This is a genomic window from Helicobacter suis HS1 (assembly GCF_026000295.1).
In the GTDB taxonomy this organism is placed as follows: Bacteria; Campylobacterota; Campylobacteria; order Campylobacterales; family Helicobacteraceae; genus Helicobacter; species Helicobacter suis.
On record NZ_AP026770.1, the window covers coordinates 1 to 14,691 of the forward strand.

Here is a 14,691-nt window from a genome sequence, read left to right on the forward strand (position 1 = left end):
TGTCTAAATTGGAGCAATACTTAAAAGAATTTGGACACTTCAAGGAAAATAAGAGCACCTTTATCCAAGAGGAGAGGCTTTAGAAGAGCACTTAAAGAGAAAGAGAGAACATATCAAGCAAGAGTTATCTGAGAAATTGAAAAAATTGCAGGATTGAATGCCCACTTGTTACCCAATTGCGCCGTAAAGCCCCTAGTTTTAGCTAGTACAGCACTAGTACCAGGATAAGCAAAAATTTTAAAAGTCTAGTACAGGAGAATCTAACCCTGAAGTCATCAAAAAATATTAATCAAAGTATTGAAGTTTATAGCAACACGGATCAAGTGGGGGTTTTAGAAGTCTATGCTACTGGGAGAAATGAAACCTATTACTTCACATACGATGCTAATTGGATACAAAATGGATTTGAAATAGACCCACAGCTACCACTACAAGAAACTAAAGTTGTTTCTAAAGAGCTATGGGGGGCTTTTTGTGATATTAGTCCTGATAGATGGGGCAGATTGATTCAAAAAAGAGAAGCCAAGAGTGAACTCACTGATAGCGAATACATGCTAGGGGTGAGCGATTACTTCAGAGTGGGGTCTTTGCGTCTTTTTAAAGAGGGTTTGTTTGTATCACCTAGTACAAACCATCCTAAACTTGCCAACATCAACCAACTTTGTGTTTCTGCACACAGAGTGGAGCAAGGAGAAAGTTTAGAGGATGATCTAAGAAAGTTACTTGCCCCCAGTGGTAGTTTAGGTGGGGCTAGACCTAAGGCCAGTGTTTTAAAAGAGGGCGTACTCTACATCGCTAAATTTCCCTCCCTTAAAGATGCCGATAAGCAAATCTCTAGAATGTGAAAAAACCATGCTAGATGTGGCTAAACTAGCAAAAATACAGGTTTGCCAAACAGAATTACTTGAAACTTCTAAGGGCACAGTTCTTTTAGTTAAGAGATTTGATAGAAAAGAACAAGAGAGAATCCCTTTCAAATCAGCCATGACTCTTCTAAGTGCACGCGATGGAGAACAGAGGAGTTATTGCGATTTAGCAAAGGTGCTAGATCAAAAGAACAAGAAGGAGTTATTCCGTAGAATGGTGTTTAATGGGTTATTTGGAAATTGTGATGATCACTTAAGAAACCACGGGGTACTCTATGATCAAGAAAACAAAACTTGGAATTTAAGCCCTGCCTTTGATATAACACCTGAAAGCATTGTTTATGCCAAACAAACCCATGCTCTTAACTTCATAGACTTAGAAAATCTACCCTCTATTGAGCTATTTGATCGAATCAAGCACCATTTTGTGTAACAGAGACTTTATTTAAAAGTATCTTAAAAGACATGTGGGGTGCAAGAGAGCGGTTTGAAATTCTTGCTAGAAAAAATGGGATCAATAGGGATAATTTAATCGCTCTTAAAAATAATTATCAGCATGTAGACTTTGAAAAAGTCCAACAAATGTTTAGTGTGAACAAAGGCATTGAGTTTTAGAGGAATTGGAAAGTTGACATACTCCCCATAGCTAAAGCTAGGGGATTCTGGGATCATCAAAGCTTGCCCGCTAGGCGGGTCTTACAGCTTCTCCTCCAAGAGTGGATGCCCCCACTCTATGAATATTTATACTTGTGTTCAAATCTCTATCCAAAGAAAAGCCACAAGAAGGGCAATGAAAAAACCTATCTTTTAGGCTTAAATCTCTTTGAGTGCTCCACAATTAGAACAAGTTTTAGAGCTAGGATAGAATCTATCAATCTTAACCACTTGGGTTTTTCTCTCCAAGATAGCCACAAACTCACCAAAAGCCAAATCATTAATCTTGCGCCCCCAAAGTTTAACCATACCCTTCAGGTTCAAATCTTCAATGAAAATAGTGGCGTATTGTTTGGCTAGGCTATTAGCAATCTTGTAGAAAAAGTCTTTTCTAAGATTTTGGACTTTGCGGTGCAATCTAGCAAGTTTTAGCCTAGCCTTTAGGCGGTTATGACTGCCTCTTTTCTTTTTGGATAGGGAGCGAGAGCAAGCACGGATCAAAGGCAAGAATTTAGAGAAAAATAAAGGCGATGGGATTTGTGTGCCATTAGAGCATGTGAGAAAAGTTTTTAACCCAAAGTCAAGCCCCACGCTGTTACCGCCTGCGGGCTTAAGGTTATCCTCTGTTTCGCACACCAAGCACAAGAAATAATCGCCTAGATTATCTCTTTTAATGGTTAAGGTCTTGGGTTTGCCTGCAAGGTCGTAGGTTTTGACAAACTTAAAGCGATAGCCATTAAAAGAGATAATGTTGTCTTGGATTTTATAACCACATTGTGAAAATGTGAAAGACTGATAGTTGGCCACCTTTTTAAATCTAGGCGGTCTGCCTTGTTTCTTAAAAAACTTTTTATAAGCCTTGTCTATCCTCCCTACTAGCTCTTGCAAGGTTTGAGAGCCTAGAGTTTTCAAAAAAGCAAAGCGTGCTGTTCTCTTTAGCTGGTGATGTGCTTTTTCAAAGTGTAGAAATTCAAGTGCTTCTTATAGAGCCTATAATACCGCTTATGCAAAGCGATACAATGATTGTAGCAAATGCCATAAAGACGCAAGAGTCTGTCTATCTGCTTGTTCTTGCTTGAATTGTAGAGTTTCTGCTTGTAGGCGATGAGCATAGAACTATATTATACACACTTTGCTTGAAAAACGACCAAACATGCGCCTTATATCCCCATAGCTAAAGCTAGGGGGTTTACGGCGCGGTTGCTAAGTGAATCACCCCACCCGCTAAAGACGAGTGGGATTTCTGCTAAGGTATTTTAAACAAGTACGCTTCTAGCAATCATAAGCCAAAAACCCCAAAACTCATTAATCAAACTTTAAGCTTCTCACAAGTCCCTATTTTAGCCACCTGCAAGGTCAAAATGACAAAAACATGTGCATGTTTTTGTGTTATCCTGCCCATTTTTGCAACTAGATTTTTCTAGGGCTATTATGCTAACTTCTTGAGCATGCATACAATCAAAAGAAGTCTTGCTAAATCATTGCGTTTTTTCATGGATCTTGAAGAAGAACCGCTATTTGATTACGTCAAGGTGCACCAAAGAAAAACGCCAAAGTCTAAAAAAACTTACATAGAATTCTTCCACCAAGCCATTGTTGATTACACCAAAAATTTAATAACTTCTACTACTAGGTCTAAAAGAAAACAAGTTGTGATCAAAAACATAGCTAATATGACTACCGGGCATTTACAAAGAGCTCTGGATTATTTGCTCAAAAAATCTGAGGATCAGACAGTGGTAGACGAATTTTTTGCCACAGTGAAAGCAGAGGAAGTTTTAGAGCAATGGAGAGAGGACTTTAGATCTTCAAAGAGCAGAGCTAAGAATGTTGCGATGCATTTGGTTTTCTCTATTGATGAGCCCATTAACAAGAGAAACTTACAAATTTTAGAATCCTCCGTTTATCAAACACTTATTGACAGTCTAGGCTACAACTATGCTTTTATTCTTAAAGTCCATAGCCATCAGAACAAACCCCATGTTCATGTACTTCTTAACAAGACACACAAATTCACAGGTAAGAAGTTACGCTTTACTTCTAAAACAGATTGCAAAGAATTTTTCCATTCCATGCGTGAGGATTTTAAAAACCATCTCTTCATTAACTCTAATGCAGAACTGGAATATTCCAATACGCCTAACATTGAAAAGCACTTAAGAAGTATTGAGAAGGAATTAGAAGAGATTCAAAAGATGGCCAGCAACAACAATACATTGCAAGCGAGTGCTTTTTTTGATCAGGTATGTGTAAATTTAGATAGAAACATTGTTGCCATGCAAAAACAAAAACAAGCTCTGCTCAAGCAGCAAGCTAAGATGCAGCAAGAATTTGAAAAAGAGGACCCCAAGTTTTTTCACTTCATTAAACACCTTAAACCTGAACATGTCAAACGCAATATCAAAGGTAGTCAACGGGCGATTAAAATTGTTTCTGCAAAAATACAATTTGCTAACAAAGTACAACACAAATATCTTAAACAGCAAAAGGAATTGTTGCAAAGAGAAAATAGATTTTTGAAAAATGCATTCAAGATTGATAAGCTTGATCAACAAATCCATCTCTTGGGCAAGGATTTAGATCAATTCCTAGACCATGAAAACAATTTCACAAAGTGGATAGCAGGATATAGCCTTCTTTCACAAAAACGCCAACTCTTAGCCTCCCTAAAATCCATGAGCTCTGGCTATGGATCAAATAGACTGGCTAAGAATTTAGAAATGCTACAAAGAGAGATCAGAAATGATCAAGCACACTTCAAAGACGACATCTTTGCTCTCAATAGATTTTTAGATTTCCAATCCCTCTCTGGCCTTAAAAAAGCCAGCGTGTTTTTCTTGAACAAGCGGATCAATAGATGCCAGAGTATCTCAAAAATTGTAGAAAATGAATTAAAACACACAACAGCACAACAAGATGGATGGCCTGCCCTGCAAGCACTGCTTGATCAAAGAAGAGTAGAAGCCTTAGACCTAATAGAAAAGAGAAAATTCTTTCTTAAGAAACGCTTCATAGAGCTCCAGCAAAACTACAATCATCTTAAAAGCGAATACAACCAAGCTCTATTTGATCCAAATAAATCAAAAGAAAGCCAAGCGCTCTTCAAACAGCTTAATAGAATCACAAGGAATTTGGCTTTCATGGCTAAGGAGATTAAGCTAGCACAGCATATCAAACAAACACAGGGCAAAGAGCAGACAAAAGAGAAACAGCACAAGGTGCTTCAGGAGAGCCAAGAGAAAGAGCTTCCAAACACCACTAAAACTAACAACAAACTATCTAGCATCAGTGCTAACAAACAACACACAAAAACTTCAAATCACAGAAGAAAAGATGGCGGCTCAGGATATACCCGCGCTCTAGAAGGCTTCTAGAGCTTAAGTTTTTCTTATATAGAAAGTTAGCCTTTAGTGTAGGACATTCCACACATTTATTTACTCCATAAATCCGCCACAATCTTTCCATAGTCGCTATTGGTATGGATGTAGATCTTTGTGGTTTCTATACTGGAGTGTCCTAGAACATGCTGTGTGAGCACAAGGTCCTTAGTTTCTCCATAGATATAGCTCCCAAAACTATGCCTTAACATGTGTAAACCCGCACTTTTGAAATTGTCGGTAAATCCTAAAGACACCAACATCTTATTAATAAAACGCTGGGATACTATAGATTTAAACAAGATTCCAGATCTGTCATTTTGCTTAGTCTTAGATTGAAGCCATTCCAAAAGATATGGTTCGATCAATTGTCTCTTAATCGTTACTAACCTCTCCTTATTACCCTTTCCATGGATAATAAAATAATAATTATCCATGTCCTTTTTCACATCTTCTAATTTCAGATTTTTCACCTCAGTAGTCCTCAATCCACTATAGGCCACAATCAGAACAATCAATCTATCCCGTTTCTCTAAATCACTCTTACATTGCATATTCTTTAGATATTCAATACAAGCAAATAATCTCTCTTTGAATAAAAATTTAGGTAAATGCGCGTGGTTTCCTAGAGAAATTTTTAGACTAAAATTAAAATGAAATCCTTTTTTACTATCTAAATACCTAAAAAATATCCCCAAATTTACCTTAAAAACACAGATAGATGATGGTCTGTATGTCAAGCTCATGGTGTATAAAAAATCTATTATGTGAGATTCTTTTAAAAACCTAAGGTGTTTAATATCAATTTTTGTCCTTTCAAAATATCTGAATAAGTGGATCAAAACCGCTACATTGTGCATAGACTTACAACCTAAGCATACTAGCTTAACTCTTAATTGCATTCAGTTCTTCAATGGTCTTGGCATCTAAAATTTGTGCTGCATAGCTTGGTAAGTTTTTGTGTCTTTTACCCAATGTTTAGAATAAGATTTAGATTTAAAATCTATAAAATCCTTAATTTCAATAAATAACTCTCGTATAAATTGTGCTCATTTGTTGCTCCTAAACTAACCTGTGTCGAGTTTAACACATTTCAATAGTATTACTGCCCTCTTGTCTTTCTCTACTTTTCTTTAAAGGGCGCGGTGTTTTTGTGTTTCGCTCCAAAACCCGTCTCCCCTCCTCAATGCAGCGCTTAGTCTCCTTGAGATGTTGTTTCATGATGCCTCCATGCATAAAAAGAACATTGTAGGTTTCAAAAAGTTTAGGCTCTGCAATCTCAAACATCAATTTGGCTAATTTTTCTGTTTTAGCTTGGGTGAGGGAATTTTGTTCATAGCCCAATAAAAGATTGTCCCGCTCTTGTTTGTAGATTTCTTGGCGCTGTTCTGCCTGCTCTAAGATTTGTGTTATTTTGTTGCGCTCTGCATCAGAACAATTATGCAGAGCAGCGTGCCAGCTCGCATTGTCAGAATGTTCTGGTCTAAAGGTGCTAATGTAGGTGGGGTCTTCTTTAGTGCGCTCTATTTCTGCCAAGATGGCTTCATGATCAGACTTGAGACCTTTTAAATAGCGTCCTCGTGGGTAGCTTTGCTCAATTCTTTTCTCATCATAATGCATGTCTGCAAACCTCACATGCTCTTTGAAGGCTTGTTCATGCTTACTTGCTTCTTGTCCAAGCCGTGCGTATTCTTGCTCCAAGTGTTTTAACTCTTGTGGCAGGATTTTTTCTTGTCCTTCTTCTGGTTTTCTTATGCGAAACCCCATAGAACTACATTGACGCCAAAGCTCCCAATATGCCTCTTGGTGATTGAATGCCTTTTGCATCCACGTCTCATAAAGTGGCTCTTCTCTCTTTAATTCAGCTCTCAAGCGCGCCTCTTCTTCTAGCAAAAAGGCATTCATAGTTTTAATTTCCTCTAAATAATTTTCTTGTATGGTGTTGTCTGCTCTGTTTGCCCTAGATGCGCTGGGATGTTGGGCTGCTTCTTGCTGCATCCTTGTTTCTAACTTCTCTTTACTGGCTAGAGTGTCCTCTTTCTCTGACTTCTCTGGGGTATTGTCTTGTATAGTATTGTCTTGTGTATCCTGTTGCATTGCTTTACTAGCAAATTGTTCAGACTTAGCCACAAACCCACTTTTATAATTTCTATCTGCACTGCATTTAGCAATCTCTTTTAAAAGTTCTTGGTGATCCTCTTTAAGGGCTTGCAGATAGGTTAACTTAGGGTATTCTGCTGTCTTGTCTAGCAATGCCTCCAAGCTTTCAATCTCTTGTTGTGCCTTTTCTTGGTGTTCTTGCTCTCTGAGCATTTCTTTGTCTAGTCTCTCTAGGGCATTATCACACTTGCGCAAGAAGCCTTTAAAGTCTATGTCTGCAAAACTCCCTGCATCTAGCAAGTCTTGTTTGTCTTTGCTGTAGCTTAGATTGTCTGGTTGGATATAGCAATTAGAATCATCAGGGTGGCAAATGTAAAACTCCAGCTTGTTGTGATAGCGCATCGCTTTAAAACATAAGCCCCTATAGTTCATCACATCTATCTCTGTACCTTCATTTTCTAGGGCATTTTGCACACAAGCTTTAAAAATTGCCTCCATACGCTCTAAACTCTGTTTGCTTGACTTATCCAGATTTAGAGAGATGAAAAACCTGTGGCCCTGCCTCATCATAAAGCCCAATGCTTACAGATTCTTTCTTGGGCTCTCTAAGCTCTAAAAGAGTGTTTAGAATACCTATACGCTCCTGTGTATACTGCAATGTGCTTTTGTTTCTTTGCAAACTCTCTTGTTTGAAGTGCTGTTCTTTTAAAAAAGCCTTGTAGAGATTCTCCTCTTTTCTAAGAGTTTGTCTTAATTGCACCTCTTGGACTATCAAGGGATTGCCTGTGGCTAAGGCTTTCATCTGCCCAGCATCCGCACTCCCCATTGTGATGTCCTCTAATTCTCTTAAGCCTAGTTTGTGGGCATTTCTAAATTGCTCTAAACTTTTGCTTTTAGTCTCAATAATCTGCCACATACGGCTATCATAGGTTTGTTCTGTGGCGTATCTAAAGAGTTTGATAGTGAAGTGTTCTGGGTCTCTTTCAAAGAGCACATTGCCCTGTCTAATCAAGCGCCCCTCCATTTGTAAGAGCTCATCAGGTATCAGGTCTCCAAGGACAATCCAAAAAATGCCCTGCTACTAAGCGTTCTTATACATTTGTGCCCACTAGCAGGACTACCCAGCAACACCCGCACTTCTCCAGCATTGACTTTTCTAAAAAGTTCTTGCTTTTGTGCCTCAGTCTTGGCATCGTGGATAAAGGCGATTTCACTTTGAGGGATGCCCAGTTTGACCAGTTTTCTTAACACATCGCTATAGACATCAAAGGAAGCACTCTTAGCTACTTCTGTATCTAAATCTAGGGCTTTTGCCTGTTGTTCTGCTAATGCACTCTCTAATTCCTGCTGGCTAGGGGTGATGGCTTGCCCCTGCTCATTGTATTCTGTTAGACTCTCTAAAAATTCTTGCACGCTATCTGGGGTATTCTCTTGAGTATTCTCTTGGGTGCTCTGCTCTAATTGCACCCTTTGGCTATGCACTTTAGGGGTGGACAAGCTAATAAAGACTAACTGCGTGCCCTTGTCCTTATCCCACTCTTTATATTGCTCATAGATTTGCACAGCCATCGCTGCACTCTTAGAGTATGCATCTTGCACTTTTGCATTTGGATCAATCAAACGATAATCTAGGGCTGCTTTTCTAGCATCTGTGGTGCAAGCTAGGATATTGTCCTCTCCTATCTCTGGCTTTTTGCCCTTGCACTTCTCCATGCGATCTACAATGCTGCCTTCATTGAATTTGCCACTCTCATCCTGCACCCCAATAAAGCGCGCCACCTCCTCACTTCTTGGCACAACAATATTGATAGGCTTGCTCCCCTCTATGGGTGGCACAAAGTGGGGATTAAACTTTTGGATGTCTATATTGCTAATGACATCGGCAAAACTCCTATAGAGTGTGTTCAACTCTTGCACATTATTAAACTTAGAAAAACGGCTCACCACCTTGTAATTCTGTGCGCTGGTGTCTAGTTCTAAATCTGCTTGGATTTGTCCAAAGGTCTGTGCCCAGTCATCAAAGGTATCTATGCCCTTGTCTTTGAGAACCTCTGGCTGTAAGTATCTTTGTAGATGGTAGAGCTCTGCAATGCTATTAGCAATGGGTGTGCCAGTTAAAAACATGATCTTAGCCCCTCTGTTATGCAGGTATTGGGTCTTGACAAAGAGATCGGTGGCGCGTTTAGAGCCTTGTTTGTTGCCCAGTCCTGCCACACCCTGCATATTAGTGCTAAAGCCTAGATTCTTAAAGAGATGGGCTTCATCTACAATCAGATTGTCAATGCCCATCTGGCTAATGTCTATGTGGCTTTTGTTTTCTGCCAACAACTTAGAATACCTCACCCCTATGTGCTTGATAGCCTGCTCTTCAGCGCGCACACTCATCACAGCAGATTTATCTAACAACCCGTCCCTGACCAGTTTTCGCAAATATTCATTGCCATCGCGCAATGCCTGCTCCTCCTCAGCCCACATATCCGTAATAGTCTGTTCAGGATTAGCCAAAAACTCCAACTGGCTATGGGCAATGATGACTGCATCATATGCATTGTTGGCAATCTGGTTATAGAGTTGCTCGCGTTGCTTAGGGCTAAAGTCCTCACTCTCCACCACTAAGACATTGGCATTGGGGTAGGCTCTATAAAACTCTTGTGCCCACTGCTTGGTTAAATGATTGGGCACAGCAATCAAGCTCTTATTGACTAGACCCATACGCTTTTGCTCCATACAACTCGCAATGGCTACTAAAGTCTTGCCTGCGCCCACTTGGTGATCTAAACAAACTACCCTTTCTTGGATGGCTCTAAAGATAGCATTCTTTTGGTGCGCTCTAAGTTCAATATTTTGATTAAAGCCCTCCAAGCGCACATGCGATCCATCATAGCTTTTAAGCACATTAGTATTAAAGGTGTCATTATAGATTTGCTCTAAATGTGTGCGCCTATCATAGTCTGCATAAATCCACTCTTTAAAGGCTTCTTGGAGTTGTGTAGCTCTCTCTTGAGCTAGGGTGCTTTGTTCCTCATCTACGACCATAATGGGCTTGCCATTCTCATCTGTTTTATTGGGGTCGGGGTATTTAATCTCAAGAGGGCTGTTGTTCAACACACACTCTAGTAAGCGCGCCCCACTCATTTTTATTCTGTCAGAATGGTTTTTGTCTCTAATGCCTAAGAAGTCTAATTCTTCTGTGTTATTTACATGAAAGCCTCTAGTTTTAGCCACACAGAGGCACTTTTCTACATACTCTTTAAAAAAAACCCCCTCTTTGCCTGCTTGTCTGTAATGCTCTCTAACCTGCTCTAAGAGGAATTGCTCATAGTATGTAGTGGGAATCCAAGGCGTGCCTAAATGCAGAGCAATGTCTATAGCCTTGATGTCTACAGGGATGATAGCCTCTAGGGCTTGGACATTTTCTATTAAGTCCTCTCTGCCTGCCTCTATGGCTTGTTTGGCTTCCTTGAGCTTTTGCTTGACATTCCCACTCAAATAATCACTGGCTAAGACATAGCTAGAGTTTTCTAAATGGCTCTTAAAAATCAATTTTTGCTCTAAAAGTTCCTCTAGTGTTTTCTCTATACTTTGACTTACAAAATGCTCAGCAATAAAGGCTAAATCTAATCCCCCCGTTTGGCTCACACTCGCCATTAAAGCCTCTTTGGCATTGTTGATCGTGAATGTTTTTTGAGGGGCTAGGGTGCGCTTGAAAAAAATGTCTGCTTTTTGAGCGCTGGGTTTTCTAAGAGATAAGCCTTGAGCCTGTGCTTGGGCTTTGTTAATGCCCTTATCAAAGTCTCTTTCTAAGCCCAAGACTCTAAAGCCATACAAGTCCCCTTTAAGGTCTTTGCGGTTTTTGTTTTCATTCAAATAGCCAAAGGTTTTCACAAACCCATCATAGAGAGCATTGAGCTTTTTTCTCTTGGTTTCTAACTCCCCATCGGTGCTTAAAGGGTTGAGCTCTGCTTGGATTAAGTCATGGAGCGCATCTCTTAGAGGGATGAAAGCTTGGATGCGCTTTTTTTGCATTTTTGTTTTGATGGTGGGGACTTGTTCTAAGAGGTAAACTTTATCTAAGGTATCCACATCCCAATCTGCAGCCTTGAATCTGTAAATCTCTCCTTCAAACTCTACATAATTGCCCGCTTTTGCGTTTGCACAGATTTGGGCATATTGGGCAAACTTGTGGTGTGAGCGATCTAAAATCACAAGCCCTTGAGGATACTCCGTCTTTCTATATCTGTAAATGTCCTTTGGCAAAGTAGAGATGAGAGAAGAGATGGCTTGCTTTAAATCTAAAGAGGCTTGAGGGGTGTTGGTGAGCTCCATACCCTTGTTAGCCACGCGCGCCTGCAGATTCCCCAAGATGTGCTAGATGTGCTCAGGGTGGTTGATAAAATACTCATTGAGGCAAAAACCCAAGAGTTCTTTTTTATTCTTTTCAAAAAAAGCGTGTATTTGCTCCTTTTGTGCCTCGGGACAACTAACTCTGGCGTGCTAGCAGCCTTGTTAATCCCTAAAAGTTTATCAATGTCCTTAGCTAGTCTAAGATGCTCGTGGGCAGTTGTGCCTTTGATCAATTTTTTGTGAGCAGTGAGCACATCTAAATCTAGCTTTTCACCTACCCTGTAATAGGGGGCAGAGCGCATAAAATCTTGGTTGAGCTCTGTATCTTGTCCCTTTTTAAAGAATATGACATCTGTCGTAACTTCCGTGCCTGTGCCCTTGAACACATTACTAGGCAATCTAATCGCTCCTAAGAAGCTAGCTTGCTTGGCGATGTGCTCACGCATTTTACTATCTTTTGCATCTAAAAAAGAGCTAGTGATGACAAAGGCTAGAATGCCATCTTCTTTTAAGTGTTTAAGGGCTTTGCCCACAAAGTAGTTGTGCACACTTGCCCCGCTTAAATCCTTATCTCCATCGTAAATGACATCCTTTCCATAGGGAGGATTACCCACAAAGGCATCAAAATCATGGGTGAAAGTAAATTCTTCAAACTTCTTAAGCTGGATATTTTGGTTAGGATGGAGGGTTTTGGCAATCCTCACACCCACACTATCTATTTCTGTAGCACTGAAGTGGTAGTGAGCATTAGTGAGCATTAGCTGGGGCATAGCTTAAAAAATTCCCCAGGCTCAAAGATTTCTTTGGTGTTGCCATCCTTGTTAAACCCAAAATGCTCCAAAGCCTCATAAATGGCATCTACTATCATCTTAGGGGTGTAATAGGCATCTAGCACGGATGCGCGGGCTTGGATGTATTGCCCTCTGTCTATAGTCCGCAACAACTCCAAGAACTCTTTCCCCTCTTGGCTTGAATCAAAGAAGTTGCTCATAGAACCCCACCCACTATAAGCGCTTAGAATTTTTTGTTCCTCATGGGTGATTTCTTTTCTGCCCTCTATTCTGAGTCGGTTTAAAAGCTTAAGAGCTGCCACATTGGCTTCATAGCGCTTTTTAGGAGTGCTGGGGGCATGCTCCTCTTGGGTCTTAAAATCGCGCCGATGATTGCCTACTGCTTGTGTGCTTGCCTCTTGTGCGTCCTGTGCATGGGCACGCTCAACTCCTCCCCCTATTTCAGAGGCATTTAGTTCTGGTGCACCAATGCCTCTAGACTCATATTGGAGTGTGCCATCAACTCCTTGTCCCTCTGCAGGCACTCCCAGTAATTCCTCCCTGTGCAGCAGGGGTCTATGATCAAATAGTGATAGGGATTGATTCTTGCTTCTTGGAGAATTTCCATATCTGTTATCCCCTCTGCGCGCTGAATCTGTGCCTGTGTGCGATCCAAGATCGCTAACTCCATCTGTGTTTGGTCGCGCACTATGTAGAACAGAATGTCTAGGTGCAGATGATAGATCATGTGAGGAAACCAGCTCCTCCAGCGATCCAGTAGCAAAAACTCGTAACCCTCCATTTTCTCGTGGTTGTATAGCCACATCAGTTGCTCCCAACGCTCTGGATTTGCCTTCTCTATTTTCTCCCTCAATGTCTCCAACTCCAGTGGATGGATGGGCATGCGCTCTAGGGGATAAATCCCCTTCTGGATTGCCTCCTGATAAAGCAGAAGATCCGCGCGCTCCCTCTCTTCTTTCTGCCTCTGCTCCTCTTTGTGCTCCATCACCCTCTCTAAGCCTATCTGAATGCTCAGTTTCAGATGATGCCAATCGTAATGTTGTGCTAGCTCTTTCATCCCCTCCTCCCCCAGACTCAAGAAGTATCCCCTCTGCTGTGGGCTCAACTCTTGGGCTAGTTTCTCCCACTTCTCCCACAATTTCTTCATCTCCAACCATGGGTCGTCCTTGTCTATCCCCATACTGCTTTGTATCGCCTGCATAAACTCCTCTATGCTCGCTTCTTTCATGGTCTTCTCCTAGTGATGTAGATTCTATAGACCCTGAGCTTATAACACGCTCATTGGGTGCTGGTGCTGAAGTTTTGGGCTTGGACTCTTGGTGAGTCGTGTATTCCCTCTGCTTTGCAGTTGCAGGTTTGTGTTCTAGGGGTTCATTAGGAGGTATTGGGGTAGTATCCTCTGTAGCGGTTGCAGTATTATCTTGTTTTATATTATCTTGTGTAGTATTGTGTGTTGCAGTGTTGTCTATTGTTGTATTCTCTTGTATGGTATTATCTTGTATTTTATTTTCAAGTGTGCTGTTGTCTGTGCCATCTGGCTGCTTTGCATTGATTACTTGCTCTGGTGTCTGCATAAAATTAACATGTTCATCAGGAAGGGTTGGGGTGGAGGGTTCTTGTGGTGCTTGGATAGTAGCTGTGCGTTCTTGTTGTGTGGGAGGGGCAAATTGTGCCACTAGCTGATTTAACTGATCTAAAATTGCTGTATTTTGAGCCTTGAGCATCTCTAATTCTTTGGTGTGCTCTTTTAAATCAGCCTCACGCTCTGCTTGTAATCTCTGCACCTCTGCTTTTAAAATATCCACTTGAGTTTGTAGATCACTTACTTCAGACATGCGTTCTGTGTTCTCTTGCTCTATTGCAGGGAATCTAGCCTGCATGTATTCTTGTAGCTGTGTGTAGTGCTCAGAACTAAGCTCATTTTGTAAATCAGAAAGGCGCACCTGCGCGCTGTGTTCTTGTCTGTGCAAACTTTGAGGATTAGGCTCTTTAAAAAGGCTGGTGTCTAAGGTAGAAAACACTTCCACATTATAGAGGTCTGTTGTGTTGAAAATAGGCTCTACTAGGACATTGCCCTCTTTATCTTTTCTCTGTAGATATGAAATACTAACCTTTTCTATGCTCCCTTGTGGGTTTTGTTTGTTTCTGGTGTTTGCCTTGATGTAGGCAAGCTCTTTGGGGTCTGCACCTAATAGCCTTGCTCTATTTAAAGAAATCCACTGGTTTTTGTTATACCCACACTCTAACATCTTAGCATCTAGAGCTAAAGCGTGCAAGTCCGTATAAAAATTGCCCGTGCTAGGGTTATAGGCTTTCTCTAAACTCTGTGCCTGATCTAAGCGGATGTGCTGGCTTTTTAAGTGTGCTACTAATTCTTGAGCCTTGAAGTGTGTGAATGCGCTCTTGCGTTCTTGTGAAGACATAGTGTGCCAATCTGACATGCTGCTCCTTATAGTTTTTATCAGTGTATAGACATAGAAGCTAAAACGAAGCAATACACACCTTTATATGTTGATAATCAAATAATGTGCGTTGTCTAGTTTTTTAAATATAGATAGG

Annotated in this window: 8 protein-coding genes and 2 pseudogenes; 4 read left to right on the plus strand and 6 right to left on the minus strand. The window is 40.7% G+C overall.

The features are described 5' to 3' along the window. Window positions 1–323 precede the first annotated feature (323 nt). The 3 genes from OO773_RS09405 to OO773_RS09415 are packed head-to-tail and all read left to right on the plus strand — an operon-like array spanning window position 324 to window position 1,481. Window positions 324–845 carry a type II toxin-antitoxin system HipA family toxin gene (locus OO773_RS09405; RefSeq protein ID WP_264828761.1) on the plus strand — a complete coding sequence of 174 codons (522 nt, stop codon included), beginning with the start codon at window positions 324–326 and terminating at the stop codon, window positions 843–845. Between the two features lie 7 nt (window positions 846–852). After that, window positions 853–1,299 (plus strand): type II toxin-antitoxin system HipA family toxin, encoded by a 447-nt coding sequence (locus OO773_RS09410; protein ID WP_264828762.1) that lies wholly within the window; start codon window positions 853–855, stop codon window positions 1,297–1,299. A gap of 32 nt (window positions 1,300–1,331) precedes the next feature. Then, window positions 1,332–1,481, plus strand: a complete 150-nt coding sequence (locus OO773_RS09415; protein WP_264828764.1) for a hypothetical protein — start codon at window positions 1,332–1,334, stop codon at window positions 1,479–1,481. A gap of 70 nt (window positions 1,482–1,551) precedes the next feature. Here the strand turns inward: OO773_RS09415 and OO773_RS09420 are convergent. Next, window positions 1,552–2,632 (minus strand): annotated as a pseudogene (locus OO773_RS09420) (RNA-guided endonuclease InsQ/TnpB family protein). A 381-nt stretch (window positions 2,633–3,013) separates the two neighbouring features. Here OO773_RS09420 and OO773_RS09425 point away from each other — a divergent pair. Continuing rightward, window positions 3,014–4,894 (plus strand): relaxase/mobilization nuclease domain-containing protein, encoded by a 1,881-nt coding sequence (locus OO773_RS09425; protein ID WP_034376373.1) that lies wholly within the window; start codon window positions 3,014–3,016, stop codon window positions 4,892–4,894. Between the two features lie 56 nt (window positions 4,895–4,950). Here the strand turns inward: OO773_RS09425 and OO773_RS09430 are convergent, their stop codons facing one another. From OO773_RS09430 to OO773_RS09455, 5 genes and pseudogenes are all read right to left on the minus strand, one after another. After that, entirely contained in the window at window positions 4,951–5,595 is a 645-nt protein-coding gene (locus OO773_RS09430) for a tyrosine-type recombinase/integrase (RefSeq protein ID WP_050782187.1), read from the minus strand. Between the two features lie 385 nt (window positions 5,596–5,980). Further along, window positions 5,981–7,567: a coiled-coil domain-containing protein gene (locus tag OO773_RS09435; protein ID WP_264828765.1), complete on the minus strand. Its 1,587-nt coding sequence runs from the start codon at window positions 7,565–7,567 to the stop codon at window positions 5,981–5,983. Next, window positions 7,521–10,000: pseudogene (locus OO773_RS09445) on the minus strand (SNF2-related protein); the annotation flags it as partial. The pseudogene OO773_RS09445 and the gene OO773_RS09435, both read right to left, overlap by 47 nt. A 1,289-nt stretch (window positions 10,001–11,289) precedes the next feature. Further along, window positions 11,290–12,099 carry an SAM-dependent methyltransferase gene (locus OO773_RS09450; RefSeq protein ID WP_264828768.1) on the minus strand — a complete coding sequence of 270 codons (810 nt, stop codon included), beginning with the start codon at window positions 12,097–12,099 and terminating at the stop codon, window positions 11,290–11,292. Beyond that, complete coding sequence (locus OO773_RS09455) at window positions 12,099–14,573, minus strand: relaxase family protein (RefSeq protein ID WP_264828770.1); 2,475 nt, start codon at window positions 14,571–14,573, stop codon at window positions 12,099–12,101. The genes OO773_RS09450 and OO773_RS09455 overlap by 1 nt, the downstream gene beginning before the upstream one ends. Window positions 14,574–14,691: the final 118 nt, after the last annotated feature.